Genomic DNA, 21161 nt, shown 5'->3' on the forward strand with positions numbered 1-21161 from the left:
GTGAAATCTCGTGCCCGACCCGGCACGCCTTCTCGCGCGACACGATCGCCCCCTCAGCCACACTCTTCAGAAAGCCGTCCCGCGTGACCGCAACCCACACCGAATTCCACCCGCTCACCGCGACCGTCCAGCCCGTGTTCGACACGGTGCTCGCCCGCAGCCCGCACGAACCCGAGTTCCAGCAGGCTGTGCACGAAGTGCTCGGAACGATCTCGCCCGTGCTCGAGCAGCACCCGGAGTACGTCGAGGCCGGCATCCTGGATCGCATCGTGGAGCCGGAACGTCAGATCATGTTCCGTGTTCCGTGGGTGGATGACGCCGGGAGGATGCAGGTCAATCGCGGTTACCGCATCCAGTTCTCGTCTGTTCTGGGTCCGTACAAGGGTGGGCTGCGCTTTCACCCCTCGGTGAACCTGTCGATCATCAAGTTCCTCGGCTTCGAGCAGATCTTCAAGAACGCGCTCACCGGTCAGGGCATCGGCGGCGCGAAGGGCGGCTCCGACTTCGATCCGCACGGTCGCTCCGACGCCGAGGTCATGCGCTTCTGCCAGTCGTTCATGAGCGAGCTGTACCGCCACCTCGGCGAGCACACCGACGTCCCTGCGGGCGACATCGGCGTCGGAGGGCGCGAGATCGGCTACCTGTTCGGCTCGTACCGCAAGATCACCAACCGTCACGAGTCCGGCATGTTCACCGGCAAGGGCACCGGCTGGGGTGGCGCAGAGGTGCGTACCGAGGCCACCGGATACGGTGCGGTCTTCTTCGCGCAGGAGATGCTCGCGGTGCACAACGAATCTCTCGACGGCAAGCGTGTCGGCATCTCCGGCTCCGGCAACGTCGCGATCTACGCGATCCAGAAGGCCACGCAGCTCGGTGCGACTGCGGTGACGGCATCCGACTCCTCCGGGTACATCGTCGACGACGCCGGTATCGACCTCGATCTGCTGCGTCAGATCAAGGAGGTCGAACGCGGCCGCATCGTCGAGTACGCCAACCGGCGCTCCAGCGCGCGTTTCGTCGAAGGCGGGAGCGTCTGGGACGTTCCTGTCGACATCGCCGTGCCCTCCGCCACGCAGAACGAGGTGAGCCTGGCCGATGCCGAGGCGCTCATCGCGAACGGCGTGCGTGCCGTCTCCGAAGGCGCGAACATGCCCTGTGTTCCGGATGCGGTCGCCGCGTTCCAGCAGGCCGGCGTCCTGTTCGCCCCTGGCAAGGCCGCCAACGCCGGTGGTGTCGCGACATCCGCTCTCGAGATGAGCCAGAACGCTTCCCGCCAGCGCTGGAGTTTCGGTGACAGCGAGAACAAGCTGCGAGAGATCATGGCCGACATCCACGACGCCGCGTTCCAGGCCGCCGAGAAGTACGAGGTGCCGGGCGACTACGTGACCGGTGCCAACATCGCCGGCTTCCAGCGGGTCGCTACGGCGATGCTCGCCCAGGGCGTGATCTGAGCCGCGGCGCATCACACATGCACGATGCGGTCACAGATGCACGAGAGATCACGGCGATCTCTCGTGCATCTGCGCTCACGTCGTGCATCTGTTGACGAAACACCAGACCGAGCGGATGCCGCGACTCACGCCGGGCGATCGTCGGCGTGCCTCGCCAGCGAACGGCCGTAGCGCTCGGTGAGCTGCACCATGACATCCGGGGTGTCGCGATCGACCCCGAACACGTAGCCGGGAAAGTCGAGCTCCCGCTGTGCTGCCCAGATCTCCTCGTGCCTGTCTGGTGAGAGCACGAGCAGCGGATCGCCGACCGCGACCCAGCCGATCGGGACGACCGTGTCCTCTGGGAGTGTCGTCCGCAGGTGCACGACCGCGTTGATGCGCACCTCGGCGCGATCGCCGATGTGCGCACCGTTGAACACGCGTGTCCCTGTTGCGAGGAACACCTCGTTCCCGATAACCGCACCGGACACGGATGCCCCTGGGCCGATCAGCACGTGGTCGCCGACGTGCACAGGATTGGCGGAACTGGCCCGCACGATCGCGTTCTCCATCACGATGACGTTCTCGCCCAGGGTGATCGGGCCGCCCTCCGCAGTGATCACGGCGCCGTGCAGCACTTGGCAGTCCGGTCCGATCTCCACGTCGCCGGAGATGACGGCGGTGGGCGCGATGACGGCGGTCTCATGGACGCGGGGGCGAACCCCGAGGTGCTCGTACAACATGCGGCCAGACTAGTCCTACCGGAACGTGTGCGATCGGCCTTCCCGCTCGAACCCACTCACCCTTGTGCCACGTCTCGTGGTGGGCGTACGGTCTCGGCATGACGGTGACGAGGCTGTTCCCTATCCTGCGCACGACCGATCTGTCGCGACTGGTGATGTTCTACGAGCGAGCGTTCTCGGCAACCGTCGATTATCGCTACGAGCACGAGGGGCGAGCCGTCTATGTGGCGCTCGCGGTGGGCGGCGGCGCCATCGGGATCGGTCATGAACCCGAGGTGTCGAGCGGTGATCCGGTAGCGATCTGGCTGTACGTCGATGAGGTCGACAGCGCGTACTCGCGAGCGACGGATGCCGGGGCGACGCCGGTCGCGGCCCCCGACGACATGCCCTGGGGCGAACGCGTCGCGCAGGTGCGCGATCCCGACGGCACACTGCTCTATCTCGGCTCGGCGGCCTGATCCGCCCGGGGTCAGCTCCCGGCCTTGACCGGCTCAGGGAACAGGGCGATGAGCAGCTGCGACACCCATCCGAGGATGTCGGCATCCACCGGCAGCGGTACGAGCAGCGCCTCTCCTCCGCCGACCAGCTTGGCCTTCGGGTACAGCCGCTGCAAGCGCACCTTCATCGAATCCTCAAGGCGCGCCGGAGCGATCCGCAGGTTCGACCCCATGACGACGACATCCGTGAGACCGGCCGTGGCCGCACGTCGACGCAGTCGCGCGATCGCGAACAGACCGTCGACCTCCTCCGGAGGCGTGCCGTAGCGGTCGGTGAGCTCCTCGACCACGAGGTCGATGGCATCGTCCTTCGCCGTCGCGGCTGCCGCAGCAGACAGCTTCTGGTAGGCCTCGAGGCGCAGTCGCTCGCTGTCGATGTACGTCTCGGGGATGCGCGCATCCACCGGCACCTCCATCCGGAGTTCATTGCCGGTCTCGACGTCCTCGCCGCGGAAGTTCGCCACTGCTTCGCCGACCATCCGCAGGTACAGGTCGAACCCGACGCCGGCGATGTGACCGGCCTGCTCTCCGCCGAGCATGTTGCCTGCTCCGCGCAGCTCGAGGTCCTTCAACGCCACCTGCATGCCGCTGCCGAGGTCGTTGTTCACTGCGATGGTCTGCAGACGATCAGCCGCGGTCTCGGACAGCGGCTTCGAGTCGTCGTAGAGGAAGTAGGCGTACGCGCGCTCCCGCCCTCGTCCCACGCGCCCACGGAGCTGATGCAACTGGCTGAGGCCGTACTTGTCGGCCTTGTCGATGATGATGGTGTTCGCGTTCGAGATGTCCAGTCCCGTCTCGACGATCGTCGTCGAGACGAGCACATCGAACTTGCGCTCCCAGAAGTCGTCGACGACCTGCTCGAGCAGGTGCTCGCCCATCTGCCCGTGGGCTACGGCGATCCGCGCCTCAGGCACGAGCTCGGCCAACTCCGAAGCGACCCGCTGGATCGACTGCACGCGGTTGTGCACGAAGAACACCTGGCCCTCGCGCAGGATCTCGCGCCTGATCGCCGCGGCCATCTGCTTGTCGCTGCGCGGACCGACGAAGGAGAGGATCGGATGCCGATCCTCGGGCGGTGTGGCGAGAGTCGACATCTCGCGAATGCCCGTGACCGCCATCTCGAGCGTGCGCGGAATCGGCGTCGCGCTCATCGCGAGGATGTCGACGTTCGTCTTCAGTTTCTTCAGCTTGTCCTTGTGCTCGACACCGAAGCGCTGCTCCTCATCGATGATGAGCAGCCCGAGATCCTTGAACATGATCTGATCCGTGAGGATGCGGTGCGTGCCGATCACCATGTCGACCGAGCCGTCGAGCAGGCCTTCAAGGGTGAGGCGAGCGTCCTTGTCGGTCTGGAAACGTGACAGCGCGCGCACCTTCACCGGGAACCCGGCGAAGCGCTCGGCGAACGTCTCGAAGTGCTGCTTGACCAGCAGCGTCGTCGGGACGAGCATCGCGACCTGCTTGCCGTCCTGGATCGCCTTGAACGCGGCGCGGACGGCGACCTCGGTCTTGCCGAACCCGACATCGCCGGAGAGCAGTCGGTCCATCGGGATCGGCCGCTCCATGTCGGCCTTGATCTCGTCGATCGTCTGCAGCTGGTCGGGCGTCTCGGCGAACGGGAACGCCTCTTCCAGCTCACGCTGCCATGGGGTGTCCGGTCCGAACGCGTGCCCCTTCGCCGACATCCGCGCCGAATAGAGCTTCACGAGCTCGACGGCGATGTCGCGCACTGCGCGGCGGGCCTTTCCCTTGGCCGCTGACCAGTCGCTGCCGCCCATCTTCGAGAGCGTGGGCGATTCGCCGCCGACGTACTTCGAGAGCAGGTCGAGCTGGTCGGTCGGGACGTACAGCTTGTCACCCGGGTAGCCGCGCTTGGATGGCGCGTACTCCAGCACCAGATAGTCGCGTGTGGTCTTGGTGGCGTTGCGCCCGCCTGTCGACACCTCGCGCTGCGTCATCTCGATGAACTTCGCGATGCCGTGCGTCGCGTGCACGACGAAGTCACCGTTCTTGAGCTGCAGCGGGTCGACGACGTTCTTACGGCGCGATGCGAGTCTCTTCACCACGCGTTGGTCACCGCCGATGGTGCGGCCGTAGAACTCGTTGTCGGTGAGGACGGCGAGCTTCGCCTCTGGCACCTGGAACCCCGCCTCGAGCGCGCCGAGGACGAGCGTCGCGACGCCGGCCTCTGGTGCGTCTGTGAGCGAATCGACGATGCGAGCCGCGAGCCCCCGATCGGACAGCACGTCTCTGGCGCGGTCGACGAGACCCGAACCGGATGCCGCGATCACGAGGCGCCACCCGTCGGCGAGCCGTCCCTGCACGAAATCGATCGCGCCGTCCACGTTGCCGTGGAAGGACGGGATGATCGACGCGTCGATGTTCGCTGCGTCGTCATCGTCACTGGCGAACGGGCTGAAACGCCACCAGACGCCTTCGCGCTCGCGCACGATCTCGCGCAGCCTGGCCACGCTGATGAAGTCGCCGGCCCCCAGATCGATCGGCGCCGAGGCACCGGAGGTGGCGGCGCTCCACGCCGCGTCGAGGAACTCGCGGTTGGTCTCACCGAGACTCTGCGCTCGAGCGGTCGAGCGCTCAGGGTCCACGAGCGCGACGGCGGTGCCTTCTGGGAAGTACTCGGCGAGCGACTTCAGCGGCCCGGACACTGCGGGCAGCAGCGACTCCATCCCCTCGACAGGAATGCCCTCGGCCATCTTCTCCAGCATCCCGGCGATCGCTGGGAAACCGGAGATAAGAGAGCGCGCACGGTCTCGCACGTCAGCGGTCAGCAGCAGTTCACGGGTCGCCGGCAGCTCCACACGGTCGACATCCCCCGGGAGGGAGCGCTGGTCGGCCACCGAGAAGGCACGGATCTGGTCGATCTCATCGCCGAAGAACTCGACACGGTACGGATGCTCGGATGTCGGCGGGAAGACGTCGAGAATGCCGCCGCGCACGGCGAACTCACCGCGGCGCGAGACCATGTCGACACGCGAGTACGCGCGCTCGACGAGTTGCTCGATCGCACTGTCGAGTTCGAGTCCTCGAGCGCCGAGTGCGAGCTCCAACGGTGCGGTGTCGCCCAGATTCGCCGCGATCGGCTGCAGCGCTGCGCGTACCGAGGCGACGACGACGAGCGGCCGTTCTCCAGACCAGGTCGTGATGCGTCGAAGTGTGTCCAGGCGTCGACCGACCGTGTCCGGGCTGGGGCTCAGACGTTCGTGCGGCAGCGTCTCCCATGCCGGAAAACTGAGGATCTCAGCATCCGGAACATACGAGCCGAGCGCCGCCGCGAGCGATTCCGCGCGACGACCCGTCGGCGCGATGACAAGCAGTGATGCCGGATGTCCTGAACCCGCACGCTTGTCGAGCAGTCCCGCGATCGTCGGGGCATCGAGGCCGTCGACCAGCCCCAGATCGGCATCGGTCTGCGCCCAGGTGAGGGCGTCATGGTAAAGAGACGCCTCTTCCAAGGCGCGCAGAATCCCCGGAACAGTCACCTGACGAGCTTAGTCCGCCCCGCAGACACCGGGGTTGCTCATCGCCGGCTGACACCTCGCCATAGGATTTCGGGATGGAACCCGTCATCCTGAGCACCGACCGCCTCGTTCTCCGCGCACCGACGACCGATGACGTCGATGCGATCACGGACGCGTGTCAGGACCCGGAGATCCCGCGCTGGACGACCGTTCCGAGCCCGTACACGCGTGCAGACGGCGAAGACTTCGTGAAGCTGGTCACCGGCTGGTGGGAATCCGGCGAAGAGACCGTCTGGGGCCTGTTCCATCACGAGGTGCTCGTCGGAATGATCGGCCTGCACAACATCGCACCCCACGCCACCGGTGCGTCGGCCGAGATCGGATTCTGGGCGACCGCCGGCACGCGCGGGAAGGGATTCATGGTCGAAGCGGCTCGCGTGGTGATCGATTGGGGCTTCGCAGAGCTGGACCTCGCCCGCATCCGCTGGCAGGCGGTCGCCGGGAACGTCGCATCCGCCCGCACCGCGCGCGCACTCGGATTCCGCTATGAGGGCCTCCAACGGCAGGCCCTCACCAGCCCTCGTGGCCGCGACGACGGCTGGATCGCCGGGCTCCTGCCCACCGACGATCGCGCACCGGTCGAGTGGAGCGTCCTGCCCGGCGCGGACTCCTCGAGCTGAAGGGTCGTGCCGGTTCATCTCAGGATGCCGGTGGCCCGTGTCGCATCCCAATGGCAGGATGAGGACATGCCGGAGATGCCTGAGGTGCAAGGGCTGGTCGCGTTCCTCGGCGAGCGCGCCGTCGGCCGCACGATCACGCGGACGAGCGTCGGAGCGATCGCCGCCCTGAAGACTTTCGATCCGCCGAACACCGCCCTGCACGGTGCGCAGATCACAGCATCCACTCGTCACGGCAAGTTCATCGTCCTGTCATGCGGCGACGACCTGCACCTCGTGTTCCACCTCGCGAAGGCCGGTTGGCTGCGCTGGTACGAGATGCTGCCGGTGACGCTCATCAAGCCGGGCAAGTCGCCGATCGCGCTGCGTGTCGCCCTCAACGACGACAGCGGGTTCGATCTCACCGAAGCGGGGACGAAGAAGTCGCTCGCCGTCTACGTCGTGCGCGACCCTCAAGACGTGCCCGGCATCGCACGACTCGGACCGGATCCGCTGGATGACTCGTTCGATCGCGCCGCGTTCGCGGCACTGTTGGATGGCCGTCGCACGCAGATCAAAGGGCTGCTGCGCGATCAGTCCGTCCTCGCAGGCATCGGCAATGCCTACTCCGACGAGATCCTGCACGCCGCACGCATGTCGCCGTATGCGATTGCCGCAACGCTCGACGAGGCGGAGATCGATCGTTTGTTCACCGCGATGCGCACGACGCTGACGGATGCCGTGGCCGAAGCATCCGGCAAACCACCCTCCGATCTCAAGGATGCCAAGCGACGAGGGATGCAGGTGCACGCGCGACGAGGAGAGCCGTGCCCGGTCTGCGGTGACACGGTGCGCAGCGTGTTCTTCGCGGACAGGTCGCTCGAATACTGCCCCACGTGCCAGACCGGCGGCAAGCCTCTCGCCGACCGACGGCTTTCGCGGCTTCTGAAGTAGATCCTTCGACACGCTCAGCAGTCGTCAGTCGGTCACGGAATGAAATGCGTGTGCATACGTTGACTACACTGAGCATCAACGTGCTCCGGGGTCGGTGTGAATCCGAACCGGCGGTGACAGTCCGCGAGCGTCGAGGGAAACCGAGATGCCGATCCGGTGGAATTCCGGTACCGACGGTGATGCGAGAGATATCTCGCTAGTCCGGAAGGGAGGCAGCACGATGCGCGCACGCGCGCCGTCTGTCATCCCCGGAGCAAGAGCAGAAGGACGACGGATGGCAGTGCATGAGGTGGAGCGCCACGCGATGACCCGTGCGCTCGAGCTGGCCGCACGCGGACCACGAGGGGCCAACCCTCAGGTGGGCGCCGTCATCCTCTCCCCCGCAGGTGAGATCCTCGCCGAGGGATGGCACCACGGCGCCGGCACCCCGCACGCCGAGATCGATGCCCTGTCGAAGCTCCAGGGCGACGCTGCACGGGGAGCGACTGCTGTCGTCACCCTCGAACCCTGCAACCACACCGGTCGCACCGGTCCCTGCTCGCTCGCACTCATCGACGCCGGAATCTCGCGCGTGATCTACGCGCTCGACGATCCCGGTGTCGTCTCAGGTGGTGGCGCCGAGCGACTGCGAAGCGCCGGCGTCGAGGTCGAAGCAGGCGAACAGGCAGACGGCGCCCGCGCCCTCATCTCGGACTGGCTCACGGCGCAGCGCCTCGGCCGCCCGCACATCACCGTGAAGTGGGCGCAGAGCCTGGATGGCCGCGCCGCAGCGGCCGACGGCTCGAGCCAGTGGATCACCGGATCCGCAGCACGCGCCGATGTGCACCGCCGTCGCGCAGCGGCCGACGCGATCATCGTCGGCACCGGCACAGTTCTCGCGGACGACCCTGCGCTCACCGCCCGCGACGGCGACACGCTCTACGAACACCAGCCGATACCGGTGGTGATCGGCTCGCGTGAGACGCCGACCGACGCGGCGGTGCGCCGGCACCCGCACGAGGCGCTGTTCTATGCCGCGGGCGACCTGCAGTCGGTGATCGCCGATCTGCATGAGCGCGGCATCCAGAGCGCCTTCATCGAAGGCGGGCCCACGCTCGCCAGCTCGTTCATCGCTGCCGGTCTCGCCGATCGCGTGCTCGCGTACGTCGCTCCCGTTCTGCTGGGCGGTGGCCGACTGGCGCTCACCGAGATCGGCGTACCGACGATCTCGGCCGCGCGTCGACTCGCGGTCGAAGAATGGGTCCCGCTCGGCGCCGACATGCTTGCCATCGCCACGTTCGAAGACAACGAGTCCGACCACAACGAAGGAGTCCGCTGATGTTCACCGGAATCATCGAGGAGATCGGCGAGATCACTGCGATCGCGCCTGCCGGCGACGGGTGGCGGCTGACCGTCCGGGCGCCGAAGGCAGCGCACGATCCCGTGCACGGCGAGTCGATCGCCGTCTCCGGCGTGTGCCTCACTGTCGTCGGGTCGACGCTCGACACGTTCGACGCTGACGTGATGAAGCAGACGCTCGACGTATCGGCACTCGCCGCAGCATCCGTCGGCACCCGCGTCAACATCGAGAAGGCGATGCCCGTCGGCGCGCGCCTCGGCGGGCACATCGTGCAGGGCCACGTCGACGGCACCGGCGAGGTCCTCGACGTTCGGCCCGGCGCTGAGTGGAGCGTACTGCGCATCTCCCTGCCTGCGGATCTCGCGCCTCTGGTCGTGGACAAGGGCTCGATCGCCGTGGACGGAACCTCTCTCACCGTCAGCGCCGTCAGCGACGCCGCGGCCGATCACGCCTGGTTCGAGATCTCGCTCATCCCGGAGACTCTCGTCGCGACCACACTCGGATCCCGCTCCGTCGGCGATCGCGTCAATCTTGAAACCGACATCCTCGCCCGTCATGTCGAGCGCCTGCTCGCGTTCCGGGCTGTCTCGGAAGGAGGCTCGCGATGAGCCTTGCCACGATAGAAGAAGCTCTCGCGTCTCTGCGCGCCGGCCGACCGGTCATCGTCGCCGACGATGAGAACCGCGAGAACGAGGGAGACGTCATCCTCTCGGCCGAACTCGCCACACCCGAATGGGTCGCATGGACGGTGCGCTGGTCATCCGGCTTCATCTGCGCGCCGATGCCGGCCGACCTCGCCGACAGCCTGAACCTTCCGCCCATGGTCGAGTCGAACGAGGACGCCCGCTCCACCGCCTACACGGTCAGCGTCGATGCGGCAGAGGGTGTCACGACGGGGATCAGCGCATCGGACCGCGCACACACGCTCAACGTGCTGGCCGACCCGGCATCGACATCGACCAGCGTGATCCGGCCAGGGCACGTGCTGCCACTGCGGGCCGTCGACGGCGGTGTCCGAGAGCGCGGGGGGCACACGGAAGCCGCAGTCGACCTGATGAAACTGGCAGGTCTTCAGCCCGTCGGCGCGATCGCAGAGGTCGTCGCCGAGGACGGCAGCATGATGCGTCTGCCTGGACTCAAGGAACTCGGCGCACGTGACGCTGTGCCCGTGATCACGATCGAGCAGCTCATCGCTCACCTCAACGAGATCGATCCTCAGGATGAACCCGTCGTGTCGTCGCGCGCAGGCAAGCGTCGAGTGAGCCTTCGAGCAGATGCCACGGTTCCGACCGATCACGGCACGTTCCGCTTCCTCGCGTACAAGGACCGCGTGACCGGCACCGACCACATCGCGGTCGTGTCCGGCGAACTCGGCGAGACGGCTCTGGTGCGCGTGCACTCCGAGTGCCTGACCGGTGAGGCGTTCGGATCGCTCAAGTGCGAGTGCGGACCGCAGCTCGACGCTGCCCTCGACGCGATCGAGAAAGAGGGCGGCGTCGTCATCTACATGCGCGGTCATGAGGGGCGCGGCATCGGTCTCATCAACAAGCTGCGCGCCTACAGCCTGCAGGAAGAGGGCCTCGACACCGTCGATGCCAATCTCGCCCTTGGGCTGCCGGCAGATGCCCGCGAGTACGCGGCGGCCGCCGGCATCCTCAGTGATCTCGGCATCTCGAAGGTGCGCCTGCTGACCAACAACACCGACAAGGTGAAGCAGCTCCGCGAACTCGGACTCGACGTCGCGGAGCAGGTGCCGCTGATCGTCGGCGTCGGACCGAACAATCACCAGTACCTCGAGACCAAGCGGGACCGCATGGGTCACATCATCGGCGAGGCCGAGCTGGCCGAGGCTCTCGCACAAGGGAAGGACAACGCATGAGCGGCGCAGGAGCTCCATCGACGGCCGGACAGATCGACGCGACAGGACTCGACGTCGTGATCATCGCCGGCACCTGGCACGAAGTAATCACGGACGGCATGATCGCCGGCGCGGAGCGAGTGCTCAATGCCGCCCATGCGACGCATCGGCTCGTGCGCGTGCCAGGGTCGTTCGAGCTGGCTGTCGCGGCACAAGCGGCGTTCGCAGGGGGCGCGGACACCGTGGTCGCGCTCGGGGTCATCATCCGTGGTGGCACCCCGCACTTCGAGTACGTGGCCGCGGCCACGACAGACGGCCTCACCAGAGTGGCGCTGGATGCCGGCAAGCCGGTCGGCTTCGGCGTGCTGACTGTGGACGACGAGAAGCAGGGACTCGATCGTGCCGGGCTCGATGGGTCGAAGGAAGACAAGGGCGCCGAGGCCGCCGACGCCGCGCTGAGAACAGCGCTGGTGCTGCGCGAGCTGCGCGGCTGAGGCTCGCCTTCCTGGCGGAAGGTGCCCCGCAGGCCTAACCTGTGGCCATGGAGACTCTGCGTCTGATCGTCGTATTCGTCCACCTCATCGGCTTCGCCGTACTGTTCGGAGCCTGGGCCGCGCAGGCATTCGGAGGCAAGCGGCAGATCACGAAGCTGATGGACTACGGCCTGGCGATCGCCGGCCTCGCCGGCTTGGCACTCGCCGCGCCTTGGGGCATCTCGTATGACCTGAACTACGTCAAGATCGGCGTCAAGCTCGTCGTGCTGGTCATCATCGGCGCGATGCTCGGCATCGGATCCGCCCGCCAGAAGCGCGGCGATGCCGTCCCACCCGCCGTGTTCTGGCTGATCGGCGTGCTGACCCTCGCGAACGCCGGCATGGGGCTGCTCTGGCGCTGACGCGCCTTCGGATAACGGTCGCGCATCGCTCGTGCCCATAGAGCCTCAACCTCGCCAGTACGCGCTGCATCTTCCCTATACTCGACCCCGTCGCCGTAACGCGCGCCCATCACAGAGGCTGAGGCGCTGCAACCTCAGAGACGCTCCGCCGATTCATCGGAACGGAACCGATCCGCGGCCTAACCATCCACGCCTCACGATCGGAGAATCCCATGCGATACCTGCTTCGTTCCGCCGTCATCCTGTCCGCATCCGCCCTCGTGCTCTCCGGCTGCGCCTCCAGCGGCGGCGAGGCAGGCGGCGACGGATCCCTGGCCGGATCCGGCGAGGGTGACAGCTGCGTCATCGAGTCGCCCGTCTCCATCGGTGCCGCGCTCAGCCTCACCGGCGGCGCTGCGAGCTACGGTGAGTCGCAGCAGAAGGGTCTCGAGCTCGCCCTCGAGCAGCTGAACGAGAAGGACGGCGTCACCTACGACCTCAAGGTGGAAGACGACGGCACCGACCCGCGTCAGGCCATCGGCGTCTTCGAGACGTTCGCTGCAGACGGCGCGAGCGCGATCATCGGACCCACGCTGTCCAACACCGCATTCCAGGCGCAGCCCGTCGCGCAGGATGCCGGCGTCCCCGTCCTCGCGATCTCCAACACCGCCACCGGCATCACCGAGCAGGGCGACTTCATCTTCCGCGACTCCCTCACCGAGGCGCAGGTCATCCCGCAGACCATCCAGGCCGCCGTCGAGGCCAACGACCTGGAGAAGGTCGTCGTGATGTACAGCAACGACGACGCGTTCACCGAATCGGGCTACGAGGTCATGGCGTCCTCGCTCGAGGAGGAGGGCATCGAGGTGCTCGACACCCTGACGTTCTCGGTCAGCGACACCGACTTCCGCAGCCTTCTCACCGCAGCCAAGTCTCTGGACGCGGACGCGATCGTCGTGTCGGCACTGATCGAAGCCGCGATCCCGCTCGTCACGCAGGCGCGCGAGCTCGGCCTCGACCAGCCGATCATCGGTGGCAACGGCTTCAACAACCCGCAGCTGATGGCCGATGCAGGCGACGCCGCCGAGGGTGTCATCGTCGGAGCCGCCTGGAACTCCGCCTCCGACAGCCCGGAGAACGCCGACTTCCTGGCCGCATACGAGGAGAAGTTCGGCTCGGCTCCCGACCAGTTCGCCACGCAGGCGTACACCGGCCTCATGATCATCGACCACGCCGTGCGCAGCGGATGCTCGGCAGAGCGCACTGATATCCAGACCGGTCTCACCGAGGTCAAGGACTTCGCCACGCCACTGGGATCGCTGACGATCAACGCCGACCGCGACGCTGAGCACCCCGCCGTGGTGCAGATCGTCAAGGACGGCGCATTCACCGTGATGCCGTGACCTTCACGTCCTGAAGGAGCGTGCCATGCAGCAACTACTCAACGGCCTGTTCCTCGGTTCGATCTATGCCCTCTTCGCGATCGGCTTCACGCTGGTCTTCGGCATCCTCGACCGATTGAACCTGGCTCATCCGGCCGCTTTCGCGGCCTCGGCGTTCGTCGGTATCTGGCTCACGGAAGCATTCGATCTGCCTATCGGCGTGGTCCTGATCCTGGTGTTCTTCTTCGGTGCGGTGATGGGTCTGCTCATCGAACGGATCGCGTTTCGCCCGTTGAAGGACCGACCGGATGCGCATTTCGCCGGGCTGATCTCCTCGATCGCGCTCGGCGGCATGTTGATAGCCCTGCTGCAGGCCGCCTTCGGCCCCAACACGCGTCGGTTCCCCGCCGGTACCGCGCCGGAAGGTGGTGTGGAGGTCGCCGGACTCACGGCGAGCTACATGCAGATCGCCATCCTGGTGATCTGTCTCGGACTCATGATCGCGCTGACGGTGCTCGTGAACCGGTCAGCGCTCGGGCGCTCGATGCGTGCTGTGGCGGAGAACCCCACCGCCGCTCGAGTGCTGGGGGTCAACGTCGATCGCGTCACCGCCCTCACCTTCGCCATCTCGACGGCGCTGGGTGCAGTGGCCGGTGTGCTGTTCGCCCTCAACGTGAACAGCGCCCAACTCGGCATGGGAGGTGCGATCGAGCTGAAGGGCCTCGCCGTGATCATCGTCGGGGGCATGGGATCGCTGCCCGGTGCGCTCGTCGGCGGACTGCTGCTCGGCGTGGCCGAGGTCTTCGCGATCCAGTACATCGGATCGAGCTGGCGCGACCTCATCGCGTTCGCCCTGCTGTTCCTGATCCTGCTGGTCCGCCCGCAGGGCCTGTTCGGCAAGCGCAAGGTCAGGGAGGTCTGACCGTGTTCACCGAATCGACCCTCGTCTTCATCGCTCTCAACGGCATCTTCGCCTTCTCGTTCTATGCCGTGCTGATCGCGGGCCAACTGAGCCTGGCGCAGGCCGGCTTCGCGGGCATCGCCGCGTTCGCGGCCGTGTCCATCGCCCCCGCGCCCACCGAGTGGGGGCCGGTGCCCACGCTGTTGTTCTCGATCGCGGTCGGCATGGCGGTCGGCGCACTCGCCGCGCTCATCCTCGGTCTGCCGACGATGAGATTGCGCGGCGTCTTCCTCGCGATTGCGACCTTAGGCTTCGCCGAGGCCATCCGCATCTTCATTCTGAACTCGGAGTGGACCGGCGGCGCGCAGGGCATGTCGGTGCCCAAGATCCTCAACCCCGCGATCGCATGGATCGTGCTGGCGATCGTCACGTACTGGTTCTGGCGTCAGGCGCGTTCGCGCTACGGACGTGCGCTCGAAGCAATCCGTGAAGACGAGCTCGCGGCACGTTCGATCGGTATCAACGTCGGCGGCCACCGCCTGACGGCCTTCCTCACCGCCGGGGTTCTGGCAGGCCTGTACGGCGTGCTGTGGGCCTATTACGTGCGCCTGATCGCGCCGGAGGACTTCGCCTTCGAGACGGCGATCGACGGCCTGGTCACGGCTGTCGTCGGCGGAACGGCGAACTTCTTCGGCCCCATTCTCGGGAGCGGGTTCCAGACGCTGCTGCCCGAGATCCAGCGCGCGATCGGCATCGAGGCAGGCTGGATCCGTCCGTTCCTGTCCGGTCTGCTGCTGCTCATCGTGATCCTCTATCTGCCGGGCGGCATCGCGTCGATCATTCCTCGTCGCAAGCAGCGCATCGACATGGCGACGCTCGACTCTGACGCGCCGTCCACCGGACGCGTGCACCCCGCCAAGGGCGAGATCGTGGCGGAGCTGAAGGGACTGTCGAAGGAGTACGGCGGAGTGCATGCGGTGCGCGGCGTCGACCTCACCGTGCGAAGCGGCGACGTCGTGGGGCTCATCGGTCCGAACGGCGCGGGGAAGACCACGCTGGTGAACATGATCAGCGGCATGATCGCCCCGTCCGGCGGTTCGGCCACCGTCCTCGGCACGAAGGTCGGCGACACTCCGGTGCATAAGATCGCCGCGGCAGGTGTCACCCGCACGTTCCAGCACTCCAAGTTGTTCAACAGGCTCACTGCTCTGGAGAACGTCCTCATCGGTGCGCACCTGGTGGCGAAGCCGACGTTCCTGCGCCGTCTGATCTGGTTGCCGTCGGCGCGGCGCGACGAACGCCTCGCACTCGAGCATGCCGCGCGGTGCCTCCGCCGGGTCGGCCTGCTCGACAAAGCGGATGTCACAGCGAAGGGGCTCTCCTACGGAGACCAGCGTCGGCTCGAGATCGCGCGTGCCCTCGCCGCTGATCCTTCGCTGCTGATCCTCGACGAGCCGGCCGCGGGTATGAACCACGTGGAGGCGGAGGGGCTGTCCGAACTGATCCGCTCGCTGGCTGCGGACGGGCTGACGATCATCTTCATCGAGCACAACGTGGGCATGGTGCTCGGCACCTGCGACCACATCATCGTGCTGAACTTCGGCGAGGTGCTGGCCGACGGCACTCCCGAAGAGATCTCAGGCGATGAGCGCGTGATCGACGCCTACCTCGGCAGCGCTGACGCCCCGAGCGCCGATGCCCCGGCCGATGCCGGCGCTGATGCACCGGATTCCGAAGGGAGGGTGTGACATGCCCGATCCACTGCTGAGTGTGAAAGACCTCCGAGTCTCCTACGGACGAGTGGAGGCGGTGCGAGGTATCTCGTTCGACGTCGAGGCGGGGTCCCTCGTCACCCTCGTCGGTGCGAACGGTGCGGGAAAGTCGTCGATCATCAACGCGATCTCCGGCATGGTGCGACCCGCCTCGGGTTCGATCACGTTCGACGGGCGCGACATCACTCGCACCCGTTCGCACAAGCTGGTGCCCCTTGGCCTGGTGCAGGTCCCTGAGGGCCGCCAAGTTCTGGCGACGATGACGATCGCAGAGAATCTGCAGATGGGCGCCCGCAGCCTCGGCCGCGGCGCATCCTCCGCGATCGACGAGATGTACCAGCGGTTCCCCGTGCTCGGCGAGCGCCGAGCGCTGCCGGCCGGCTCGCTCTCTGGAGGCGAGCAGCAGATGCTCGCCATCGCCCGCGCCATGCTCGCTCGGCCGCGTCTGGTGCTGATGGACGAGCCGTCGATGGGCCTCGCCCCGAAGATCGTCAACGAGGTGTTCGCCGTCATCGAGGAGATCCGTGCATCCGGCGCCACTGTGCTGCTCGTCGAGCAGAACGCGCGCCGCGCACTGCAGGCCGCCTCCCACGGGCACGTGCTGCAGAACGGTGAAGTGGTGCGTTCCGGGTCCGCAGCGGATCTCCTCGCCGACGACGCCATCATTCAGGCGTACCTCGGCACAGGAGGCATCCAGAAGTGAGCGCCGGTGAGCGCCGCCGCATCCGTAGACGCGTCCCCACGTGGGGTGCTGTCGCTCCGCTGCTCGGTTTCCGCCGCCCTGTGCTTGATCCGGTCGAGCGCCGACTCCGATCGGCGCTCAGCATCAAAGACCTCGCCAGCATCGCACGACGCACCACGCCGCGTTCGGTCTTCGAGTACGTGCACGGCGCCGCCGAGGACGAGATCAGCGTGCGACGAGCACGCGCGGCGTTCGCCGGTGTCGAGTTCTCGCCGCGCGTGCTGCGCGATGTCGGGGCTGTGGACACCACGACGACGATCCTCGGACGACCGGCGGAGTTCCCCCTGATCCTCGCTCCCACCGGTTTCACGCGGATGATGCACCACGAGGGCGAGATCGCCGTGGCACGTGCCGCCGCGCGGGCAGGCGTCCCGTACTCCCTTTCGACGATGGGCACCACGTCTCCGGGAGAACTGCAGCGGGAGGCCCCAGGAGACAACTGGTTCCAGCTCTACCTCTGGAAGGATCGCGCGGGCACGCAGCGGTTGATCGAGGAGGCTCGCGCCACGGGTTACGACACGCTCGTGCTGACCGTCGACACCCCGGTGGCCGGCAACCGCATGCGCGACGCGCGCAACGGGCTGACGATCCCGCCCTCGCTCAACCTCAAGACGATGTGGGACTTCGCCCTGCATCCTGCCTGGTGGATCAACGTCCTCACCACCGAACCGATCGAATTCGCCAGTCTGCGCTCGTTCGACGGCACTGTGGCAGAACTCGTCGCCAAGATGTTCGACCCCACTCTGAACATGAGCGATCTGGCCTGGCTGCGGGAGCAGTGGAAGGGCAATCTCGTCGTGAAGGGCATCCAGTCCGTCGAGGACGCGAGGGCGGTCGTCGATGCCGGCGCCGATGCCCTGGTCGTGTCGAACCATGGTGGGCGCCAACTCGACCGGGCCCCCACGCCGCTGCGGCTGCTCCCCGAGGTCGCAGAGGCCGTCGACTCCCGCTCACAGGTCTTCCTCGACACCGGCATCCTCTCGGGCGCCGATGTGCTGGCGGCGGTCGGACTCGGTGCGGATGCCTGCATGGTCGGCCGCGCGTATCTTTACGGCCTGATGGCCGGCGGCGAGCGCGGTGTGGACCGGATGCTGGAGATCATGCGCGCCGAGGCGATCCGCACGATGCAGCTGGCCGGAGTCGCGACCATCTCCGACCTGCGCGGACGGGTGAGTCTGCGCTGACCTCTCAGTAGCCCGCGAAAACCTGCTGCGCTGCGCCGTCCAATGTGACGCGTCCGCCGTATGGCACGATCCACTGCGGACGCGTGTGGCCCAACGGGACGCCGACGCACACGACAGCATCCGGGTTGTAGTGGGCGACCGTCTCGATCACGACAACGCGCTGCGCGTCGCGGAGCGCCTGGGCCTCGCTCTCGGACGGGTGGAACTCGAAATCGCTCACGGGTGGGCGCGCGACGATCACGCCCGCCGCGGCCTGGAGTATTCCGCGCTCCCCCAGACCACGCAGCCAGCGGGCGACCCAGCCCGCGGGCGGACGCTCCTCGCTCGTCTCGAGCAGCAGGATCGCGCCGTCGAGGTCGGATGCCGCGGGCAGGCGATCCGCGAACGCCACGCCGTCGATGACCTCGAGGCAACCACCCCACGTGCGGCCCTCGACACGGCGAGCGGGCCCAGCCCAGGCCCAGGGCTCAGTCGGCCGGCGATCTCCGTACTCCGCGAGCGCGCGCGGGTCCTCCCAGCGGCGGCCGACGTCCTCCGATTCCCCCGGCTCGGTGAGCTCGAGCTCGCCGCCGTCCAACAGCGCTGCGCGGAGGGACCGAAGGTGGATGTCGTCGACGGCAGGGCCTGGTCCGAGATGCACGGCGGTCGAGCCGCCGTAGTAGCCGGGCACGCCGTGCTGCCACAGCCAGTTCAAGATGTTCGTGTTGTCACTGTGGCCCAGGAACGGCTTGGGGTCGGCCTGCGCCAGCGTGGGATCCAGATGCGGGACGACGAGGACCTGATCGTCGCCGCCGATCGTCGCCAGGATCGCACGGATGCTCGGATCGGCGAACGCGGCGTTGACATCGGCGGCGCGCGCCTCCGGGCTCGCGTCGAGCTGGCGCGTCGTCGGGTACTCGACGGGGATGAGTCCGGTGAGCTCGGTCAGCCTCCGCAGAGCCTGCTCGTGCAGCGCAGGGGCGACAGCAGGGGCCGCGAAGGACGGGGAAAGGACGGCGATGCGGTCACCCGGTACGGGTTTCGATGGCATCCCACCATTGTGTCGGACAGCCGGCGCCCTTCCCCCTCATCGATGTCAATCATTGTTGACAACGGCTCGACGTCAAACTAAGTTGACGTTCATGAGCGTTCCATCCACCGCACAGGCACTCGACCCTCAGGGCGAACCACTGTCCGAGCTGCACCGGCTGACCGAGCTTCGTCGCGACCTGTCGCGCGTGGAGGAGGCGCAGGTGCGCCGTGCACGCAACGCCGGTTACTCCTGGCAGGCGATCGCCAGCGCGCTCGGCGTGACCAAACAGGCTGCGCACAGGAAGTACGGTCGTAGATAACCCCTTTTCTTCAGATCGAGGTCACACATGTCTCGTACGGCGCCCACCCGTCGCCGCGGACGCGGCGCGCCGGAAGACGGTCCGCGCGCCACGTTCCGCCAGCTGCTCCCCTTCCTCTTCGAACACAAGAAGACGCTCATCATCGTCGCGATCCTCAGCGTGATCGGCGCGGCGACGTCTCTCGTCCAACCGCTGCTGGTCGGCCAGGTGATCGCGGCTGTGCAGGCGAACGAGACCCTGGGGCTCCTGGTGTGGCTGCTGGTCGCTTTCGTGCTGGTCTCATCCGTCATCTCCGGCTATCAGCACTACCTGCTCCAGCGCACCGGCACGGCGGTCGTGCACTCCAGCCGTCGGCAGCTGATCGCCCGCATCCTGCACCTGCCGATCCGCGAGTTCGACGCCCGCCGCACCGGCGACCTCGTCTCGCGCGTCGGCACAGACACGACGCTCCTGTACGCCGTGCTCACTCAGGGCCTTGCGGATGCTGTCGGAAGCGCCGTGCTGTTCCTCGGAGCGCTGATCGCGATGCTCCTGATCGATCCGATCCTGCTGCTGCTGATCGTCGTGGTCGTCGGAGTCTCACTCGCCGTCGTGGTGATGCTGAGCGGCCGCATCCGCACGGCATCCAGCGCACAGCAGGTCAAGGTCGGCGAACTGGCCTCGGCTGTCGAGCGCGCGGTCGGATCGATCCGCACCGTTCGGGCGTCCGGCGCCACGGAGCGAGAGACGGCATCCGTCTCAGCGCTTGCCGGTGAAGCGTACGGTCTCGGCGTTCGCATCGCCAAGGTCTCGGCGTTGGTCGTGCCGATCTCCGGCATCGCCCTGCAGGTGTCGCTGCTCGCGGTGCTCGGCGTAGGAGGGTTCCGTGTCGCGGCGGGCGCGATCACGATCGCGTCTCTCATCACATTCGTACTGTTCCTGTTCATGCTGATCATGCCACTCGCGACGACATTCGGCGCGATCACCTCTGTGAACCAGGCTCTCGGGGCGCTCGGTCGCATCCAGGAGGTGCTGGATCTTCCGACCGAGGATCAGGAGGACGCCGCGATCGCCGCGTCTGTCGAACCAGCCGCTGAGCCTGTCGAAGCGTCCGTTCCCGCGCTCTCGTTCCGCGATGTCCGATTCCGGTACCCCGAGGCCGTGATCGCAGCACGCGAAGCGGCGGCGACCGAGGCCCGCACAGTGCTGGTCGACGCCCATCTCGAGCGCAAAGCGCCTGAGACGGATGCCGAGCGGCCGGCCGACGGTGACGTTCTCCGCGGTGTCTCGTTCGCCGTCCCACGGGGCGCTCGTGTCGCTCTCGTCGGCCCCAGCGGCGCAGGCAAGAGCACGATCCTCGCACTGATCGAGCGGTTCTACGATCCGACCGGCGGCTCGATACGCCTCGACGGGCTCGATATCCGCACGTATCCGCGCGCCGAACTGCGCTCACGCTTCGGCTACGTGGAGCAGGACGCCCCGACACTTGCGGGCACGCTCGCGGACAATCTGCGCCTCGCCTCGCCCGATGCCACTGATGCGGACTGCGAGCGGGTGCTGCGCACGGTCAACCTCGGCGACGTGCTCGAACGCGGCACGCTGGGGCTTCAGACGCCCGTCGGCGAGGACGGCGTGATGCTCTCCGGCGGCGAGCGCCAGCGTCTCGCGATCGCCAGGGCACTGCTCACCGAGGCGCCGATCCTGCTGCTCGACGAATCGACGTCATCGCTTGATGGCCTGAACGAGCAGCGCATGCGTGAGGCGATCGACGCCGTCTCCGCCGACCGCACGCTCATCGTGATCGCGCACCGCCTGTCGACCGTCGTCGACAGCGACCTGATCGTCGTGCTGCAGGACGGCGAAGTCGTGGGCCAGGGCACGCACGCCGAACTCATCGAGCGGGTGCCGCTGTACCGCGACCTCGCCCGCCACCAACTGCTGGTGTGATCCGCGCTTCGCCGAGACCCCCGCCTGTTGGCGAGACCCCACGTTGCGGACGTCCACAGCACGGGGTCTCGGCAACAACGTGAGGTCTCGAGC

19 protein-coding genes and 1 riboswitch are annotated in these 21161 nt (G+C 67.2%); of the genes, 16 read left to right on the forward strand and 3 right to left on the reverse strand.

Annotation, left to right across the window (positions count from 1 at the left end; translation table 11 throughout):
- The first annotated feature begins 83 nt into the window (after positions 1–83).
- Positions 84–1451, forward strand: coding sequence for an NADP-specific glutamate dehydrogenase (gdhA, locus tag ACP7AR_RS07640; RefSeq protein ID WP_426184345.1), 1368 nt, complete (start codon positions 84–86; stop codon positions 1449–1451).
- Between the two features lie 125 nt (positions 1452–1576).
- On the opposite strand, the gene ACP7AR_RS07645 is transcribed toward gdhA, so the two are convergent.
- Positions 1577–2173: a gamma carbonic anhydrase family protein gene (locus ACP7AR_RS07645; RefSeq protein ID WP_426184347.1), complete on the reverse strand. Its 597-nt coding sequence runs from the start codon at positions 2171–2173 to the stop codon at positions 1577–1579.
- 98 nt (positions 2174–2271) lie between these two features.
- Between ACP7AR_RS07645 and ACP7AR_RS07650 the strand changes: the two genes are divergently transcribed.
- On the forward strand, positions 2272–2631 hold the full coding sequence (locus ACP7AR_RS07650) for a VOC family protein (protein WP_426184350.1): 360 nt from the start codon (positions 2272–2274) through the stop codon (positions 2629–2631).
- 11 nt (positions 2632–2642) lie between these two features.
- On the opposite strand, the gene mfd is transcribed toward ACP7AR_RS07650, so the two are convergent.
- On the reverse strand, positions 2643–6170 hold the full coding sequence (gene mfd / locus ACP7AR_RS07655; RefSeq protein ID WP_426184353.1) for a transcription-repair coupling factor: 3528 nt from the start codon (positions 6168–6170) through the stop codon (positions 2643–2645).
- A gap of 74 nt (positions 6171–6244) precedes the next feature.
- Between mfd and ACP7AR_RS07660 the strand changes: the two genes are divergently transcribed.
- From ACP7AR_RS07660 to ACP7AR_RS07715, 12 genes are all read left to right on the forward strand, one after another.
- A complete protein-coding gene (locus ACP7AR_RS07660; RefSeq protein WP_426184355.1) occupies positions 6245–6829 on the forward strand; it encodes a GNAT family N-acetyltransferase in 585 nt (194 codons plus the stop codon).
- A 66-nt stretch (positions 6830–6895) separates the two neighbouring features.
- A complete protein-coding gene (locus ACP7AR_RS07665; RefSeq protein WP_426184358.1) occupies positions 6896–7759 on the forward strand; it encodes an Fpg/Nei family DNA glycosylase in 864 nt (287 codons plus the stop codon).
- Positions 7760–7836: 77 nt separating this feature from the next.
- A riboswitch (FMN riboswitch) is annotated at positions 7837–7981 on the forward strand.
- Positions 7982–8033: 52 nt separating this feature from the next.
- Positions 8034–9077 (forward strand): bifunctional diaminohydroxyphosphoribosylaminopyrimidine deaminase/5-amino-6-(5-phosphoribosylamino)uracil reductase RibD, encoded by a 1044-nt coding sequence (gene ribD / locus ACP7AR_RS07670; RefSeq protein WP_426184361.1) that lies wholly within the window; start codon positions 8034–8036, stop codon positions 9075–9077.
- On the forward strand, positions 9077–9706 hold the full coding sequence (locus tag ACP7AR_RS07675) for a riboflavin synthase (protein ID WP_426184364.1): 630 nt from the start codon (positions 9077–9079) through the stop codon (positions 9704–9706). The genes ribD and ACP7AR_RS07675 overlap by 1 nt, the downstream gene beginning before the upstream one ends.
- Complete coding sequence (gene ribA / locus ACP7AR_RS07680) at positions 9703–10977, forward strand: GTP cyclohydrolase II (RefSeq protein WP_426184366.1); 1275 nt, start codon at positions 9703–9705, stop codon at positions 10975–10977. Before ACP7AR_RS07675 ends, ribA begins: the two co-directional genes overlap by 4 nt.
- Positions 10974–11450 (forward strand): 6,7-dimethyl-8-ribityllumazine synthase, encoded by a 477-nt coding sequence (ribH, locus tag ACP7AR_RS07685; RefSeq protein WP_426184369.1) that lies wholly within the window; start codon positions 10974–10976, stop codon positions 11448–11450. Before ribA ends, ribH begins: the two co-directional genes overlap by 4 nt.
- Positions 11451–11497: 47 nt before the next feature.
- Positions 11498–11851: a Fe-S protein gene (locus ACP7AR_RS07690; protein WP_426184371.1), complete on the forward strand. Its 354-nt coding sequence runs from the start codon at positions 11498–11500 to the stop codon at positions 11849–11851.
- Between the two features lie 212 nt (positions 11852–12063).
- Positions 12064–13233, forward strand: a complete 1170-nt coding sequence (locus ACP7AR_RS07695) for an ABC transporter substrate-binding protein (protein WP_426184373.1) — start codon at positions 12064–12066, stop codon at positions 13231–13233.
- A gap of 25 nt (positions 13234–13258) precedes the next feature.
- Entirely contained in the window at positions 13259–14134 is an 876-nt protein-coding gene (locus ACP7AR_RS07700) for a branched-chain amino acid ABC transporter permease (protein ID WP_426184376.1), read from the forward strand.
- 2 nt (positions 14135–14136) lie between these two features.
- The gene (locus ACP7AR_RS07705) at positions 14137–15861 is read left to right on the forward strand and encodes an ABC transporter permease subunit (protein WP_426184379.1); all 1725 of its coding nucleotides are present in this window, start codon (positions 14137–14139) and stop codon (positions 15859–15861) included.
- A gap of 1 nt (position 15862) precedes the next feature.
- Positions 15863–16588 carry an ABC transporter ATP-binding protein gene (locus ACP7AR_RS07710; protein ID WP_426184382.1) on the forward strand — a complete coding sequence of 242 codons (726 nt, stop codon included), beginning with the start codon at positions 15863–15865 and terminating at the stop codon, positions 16586–16588.
- The gene (locus tag ACP7AR_RS07715; RefSeq protein WP_426184385.1) at positions 16585–17811 is read left to right on the forward strand and encodes an alpha-hydroxy acid oxidase; all 1227 of its coding nucleotides are present in this window, start codon (positions 16585–16587) and stop codon (positions 17809–17811) included. Before ACP7AR_RS07710 ends, ACP7AR_RS07715 begins: the two co-directional genes overlap by 4 nt.
- A gap of 4 nt (positions 17812–17815) precedes the next feature.
- Here ACP7AR_RS07715 and ACP7AR_RS07720 read toward each other — a convergent pair whose 3' ends face one another.
- Positions 17816–18841: a S66 family peptidase gene (locus ACP7AR_RS07720; protein WP_426184388.1), complete on the reverse strand. Its 1026-nt coding sequence runs from the start codon at positions 18839–18841 to the stop codon at positions 17816–17818.
- Between the two features lie 91 nt (positions 18842–18932).
- Between ACP7AR_RS07720 and ACP7AR_RS07725 the strand changes: the two genes are divergently transcribed.
- Positions 18933–19142 carry an AsnC family protein gene (locus tag ACP7AR_RS07725; protein ID WP_426184391.1) on the forward strand — a complete coding sequence of 70 codons (210 nt, stop codon included), beginning with the start codon at positions 18933–18935 and terminating at the stop codon, positions 19140–19142.
- Positions 19143–19169: 27 nt separating this feature from the next.
- The gene (locus tag ACP7AR_RS07730; protein ID WP_426184393.1) at positions 19170–21068 is read left to right on the forward strand and encodes an ABC transporter ATP-binding protein; all 1899 of its coding nucleotides are present in this window, start codon (positions 19170–19172) and stop codon (positions 21066–21068) included.
- Positions 21069–21161 lie beyond the last annotated feature (93 nt).

Source organism: Microbacterium sp. TWP3-1-2b2 (assembly GCF_049896145.1).
Lineage (GTDB): Bacteria > Actinomycetota > Actinomycetes > Actinomycetales > Microbacteriaceae > Microbacterium.